Here is a 3,695-nt window from a genome sequence, read left to right on the forward strand (position 1 = left end):
GGCGTTGGAGGCCACGTACCGGTCCAGCAGCACCACGTCGTGCGAGGCTGCGAGCTCACGGAGCTCGTCGAGCGCCGCGTGCCGGTCCAGCGCGAACAGCAACGCCATCGCGTGCGGCGAGTCGGCGGCGCCGGCCTGACCGCCATGGAGGGCGTCGGCGGCCAGGTCGGCGTGCAGGGTCCCGTACCGGGGGAACGCCAGACGCCCGACCGACACCCCCCGGTCGGTGAGCTCACCGACCAGGGCGGTCGTCAGGGTGTTCTTGCCCGCGCCGTCGAGCCCCTCGACGACGACCAGCCGCGCGACCACCGGTTCGGATCAGTACCGGTAGTGGTCGGGCTTGTACGGGCCCTCGACGTCCACACCGATGTACTCGGCCTGGTCCTTGGCGAGCTTGGTGAGCGATCCACCGAGCGCCTCGACGTGCAGGCGCGCGACCTTCTCGTCGAGGATCTTGGGCAGCAGGTGGACCCCGATCGGGTACTGGTCGGCCTTGCTGAACAGCTCGATCTGGGCGATCACCTGGTCGGAGAAGCTGTTGGACATCACGAACGACGGGTGGCCGGTGGCGTTGCCCAGGTTGAGCAGACGGCCCTCCGACAGCACGATGATCGAGCGGCCGTCGGAGTCGAAGACGAATTCGTCGACCTGGGGCTTGATGTTGATGCGGGTGACGTCCGCGGCGGACTCCAGGCCCGCCATGTCGATCTCGTTGTCGAAGTGGCCGATGTTGCCCAGGATGGCCTTGTTCTTCATCCGCTTCATGTGCTCGAAGGTGATGATGTCCTTGTTGCCGGTGGCCGTGATGATGATGTCGGCGGCCTCGATGGCCTCGTCGACCGTCACCACGTCGAAGCCGTCCATGAGGGCCTGCAGCGCGTTGATCGGGTCGATCTCGGTGACCTGGACGCGCGCGCCCTGGCCGGCCAGTGCCTCGGCGCACCCCTTGCCCACGTCGCCGTAACCGCACACCAGGGCCTTCTTGCCGCCGATGAGGGCGTCGGTACCGCGGTTGATGCCGTCCAGGAGCGAGTGGCGGGTGCCGTACTTGTTGTCGAACTTGCTCTTGGTGACCGCGTCGTTGACGTTGATCGCCGGGAACGGCAGCACACCCTCGGAGTGGAAGTGGTACAGGCGGTGCACGCCGGTGGTGGTCTCCTCGGTGACGCCCTGGACCGACTCGGCGATGGCCGTGTACTTGCCCGGATGGGCCGGCACGGACTCGCGCAGCAGCGCGTGGAAGACCTTCTCCTCCGCCGACCAGGCCGAGTCGTCCGACGGCACGGCCCCGGCCTGCTCGAACTCCTTGCCCTTGATCACGAGCATGGTGGCGTCGCCACCGTCGTCGAGGATCATGTTGGGATCGGTGCCGGGCCAGGTCATGATCTGCTCCGTGCACCACCAGTACTCGGTGAGCGTCTCGCCCTTCCACGCGAACACCGGCACGCCCGACGGCGCCTCGGGCGTGCCCTCCGGGCCCACGACGACGGCGGCGGCCGCCTCGTCCTGCGTCGAGAAGATGTTGCACGAGGCCCACCGGACCTCCGCGCCCAGCGCGGTCAGGGTCTCGATCAACACGGCGGTCTGCACCGTCATGTGGATCGACCCGGCGATCCGGGCCCCTGCCAGCGGCTGCTCCGCCCCGTACTCCTCACGCAGCGCCATCAGGCCGGGCATCTCGTGCTCGGCCAGACGGATCTGCTTGCGGCCCGCCTCCGCCAGCGACAGATCCGCCACCTTGAACTCGACACCGTTGACGGACTGCACGTGCAGATCAGCGGACATGTGTGCGACCAGCTCCTCGTAGTTCGGAAAAGACTTCCGCACCACACTAGCGGGGAGCTCTACCGGTGCGGCGTCCCCGTCACCGGACCGTCGACGCGGGTGCGGAAGACGGTGGCCCCGTCCGCGGCCTCCAGCTCCACGAGCGGCGTCGAGGCGGGCACCCACACCGCGTGACCGGGCCCCAGAGTCTCCCTGGTCCCGTTCTCGGATACGCGCACCCGTCCGGCGGTGCACAACAGGACCTCCGGCCCGTCGGTGCGGTAGCTGACGGGAGTGGAGGCCGCGGGCAACACGATGCGCGAGAGCGCGAAGTCCGGCTCGGGCGTGGGGTAGTCCATCTCCCCCGGGATGCCGCGGTCGGCCGGTACCGGCCGCACCGTGGGGTCCGCCAGCGGGTCGAACGCCAGGACCCGCATCAGTTCCGGGACGTCCACGTGCTTGGGGGTCAGGCCCCCGCGCAGGACGTTGTCCGAGTTGGCCATCACCTCCACCCCCACGCCGTGGAGATAAGCGTGGAGCTGACCGGGTCCCAGGTAGACGGCCTGTCCCGGCCGGAGGACCACCCGGTTGAGCAGCAGCGCGCCCAGGACACCGGGGTCCGTGGGATACCGCTCGGCGAGCTCCACCACGGTCGTGGCCTCGTTTGCCCACGTGCCGGCCACCCCCTCAGCGGTGAGGTAGCCCACGGCGCCGGTGACCAGGTCCGCCACCACCGCCTCCAGCGCCATGTGCGGCATCGTCACGAAGGTGGTGAACACCGCACGGAGGCCCTCCGCGTCCGGCTGGCCGTCCAGCATGTCGCGGTAGGGGCGCAGCGCCGGCACGTCGAGAGCGTCGAACAACGCCACGGTCCGGGGCACGGGACGGAAACCCACCAGCGCGTGGAACTCGGTCAGCGCGACCAGGATCTCGGGCTTGTGGTTGGTGTCGCGGTAGTTGCGATCCGGGGCGTGGACGGCGATCCCCCGCGCGTCCTCCGCCGCGAAACCCTCCCTCGCCCTCTCCGGGGACGGGTGCGCCTGCAGGGAGAGCGCCTGCTCGGCGGACAGGAGTTTGACGAGAAACGGCAGCCCGCCCCCGTGTTCCGCGGCCACCCGGGCACCGAGCTCCCCCTCGGGGTCGGCCGCGATCCGCGCGTCCAACCCCCGCCCGTCGGCGCAGAGCGACGAGCCGGAGTCGTGGGCGCCGAACCAGTGCTCGGCCACCGGGTGCGGTGCCGGGGAGTGGGTTCCGCACAATTCGGGGAGAGCGGTCCGGGAGCCCCACGCGTACGCCTGGACCACCGGGCTGAGAACCACCACGGGTCTAGAGCCCCCCCACCAGCAGGTACGCGGCGGAGAGCTCGGTCCGTGCCATGAGCGCGGCCACCTTTCCGCTCAACGAGGCCGGTGCGGCACCGACCGTGTCCCGACCGCGATCGGAGATCCACTCGACGTCCGCGAGCGGGCCCGCGGCCAGGCGGACGAACTCCTCGTCCGCGCTCAACACCATACCGAGGTGCCGGATGGTCCTGTCCTCCCGTTCGCCGTCCAGCTGGTCGTCGTGGAACAGACTCGCGAGGGGGTCCACGGCGGGCAGGCCGCGGGCGCGTTCGGCCTGGGACCGGACGGCGTCCGTGACGGAGGAGGTCGCCGTGACCCGGCCGGCGTCGCAGAACGCGGCCACCGCCCTGTCGCAGTAGGCCGCGGACAACGGATCCGCGTGGATCCAGACGAGTGGGTCCGAACCGGCGACCGCGGTGGCGAGGAGTTTGGCCGGGTTGACCGGGGTCGCGAGATCGGGCCCCAGACCCTCGAGTTCGACGTCGACGGCGTCCGCGGCCACACCGACGTCCAGTCCCGGGACGCCGAGGGCGGTCAGGACCGCCATCCCGGCGGCGAGGTGGTGCAGGACCCCGCGATGCGGCGGGA

2 protein-coding genes and 2 pseudogenes are annotated in these 3,695 nt (G+C 70.5%); all 4 read right to left on the bottom strand.

Annotation, left to right across the window (positions count from 1 at the left end; translation table 11 throughout):
• Positions 1-309: pseudogene (locus tag G6027_RS12285) on the bottom strand (dTMP kinase); the annotation flags it as partial.
• A gap of 9 nt (positions 310-318) precedes the next feature.
• Positions 319-1,785, bottom strand: a complete 1,467-nt coding sequence (gene ahcY / locus G6027_RS12290; protein WP_182637429.1) for an adenosylhomocysteinase — start codon at positions 1,783-1,785, stop codon at positions 319-321.
• A 59-nt stretch (positions 1,786-1,844) separates the two neighbouring features.
• Positions 1,845-3,086, bottom strand: coding sequence for a mannose-6-phosphate isomerase, class I (manA, locus tag G6027_RS12295; RefSeq protein ID WP_182637430.1), 1,242 nt, complete (start codon positions 3,084-3,086; stop codon positions 1,845-1,847).
• 4 nt (positions 3,087-3,090) lie between these two features.
• Positions 3,091-3,695, bottom strand: a pseudogene (locus tag G6027_RS18880) (hypothetical protein); the annotation flags it as partial.

The organism is Dietzia sp. SLG310A2-38A2 (genome assembly GCF_014145095.1).
Taxonomy (GTDB): domain Bacteria; phylum Actinomycetota; class Actinomycetes; order Mycobacteriales; family Mycobacteriaceae; genus Dietzia.

Bases quoted from the DNA above. Each gene is read 5' to 3' on its own strand.
- ahcY (WP_182637429.1), bottom strand. From the start codon at position 1,785: ATGTCCGCTGATCTGCACGTGCAGTCCGTCAACGGTGTCGAGTTCAAG.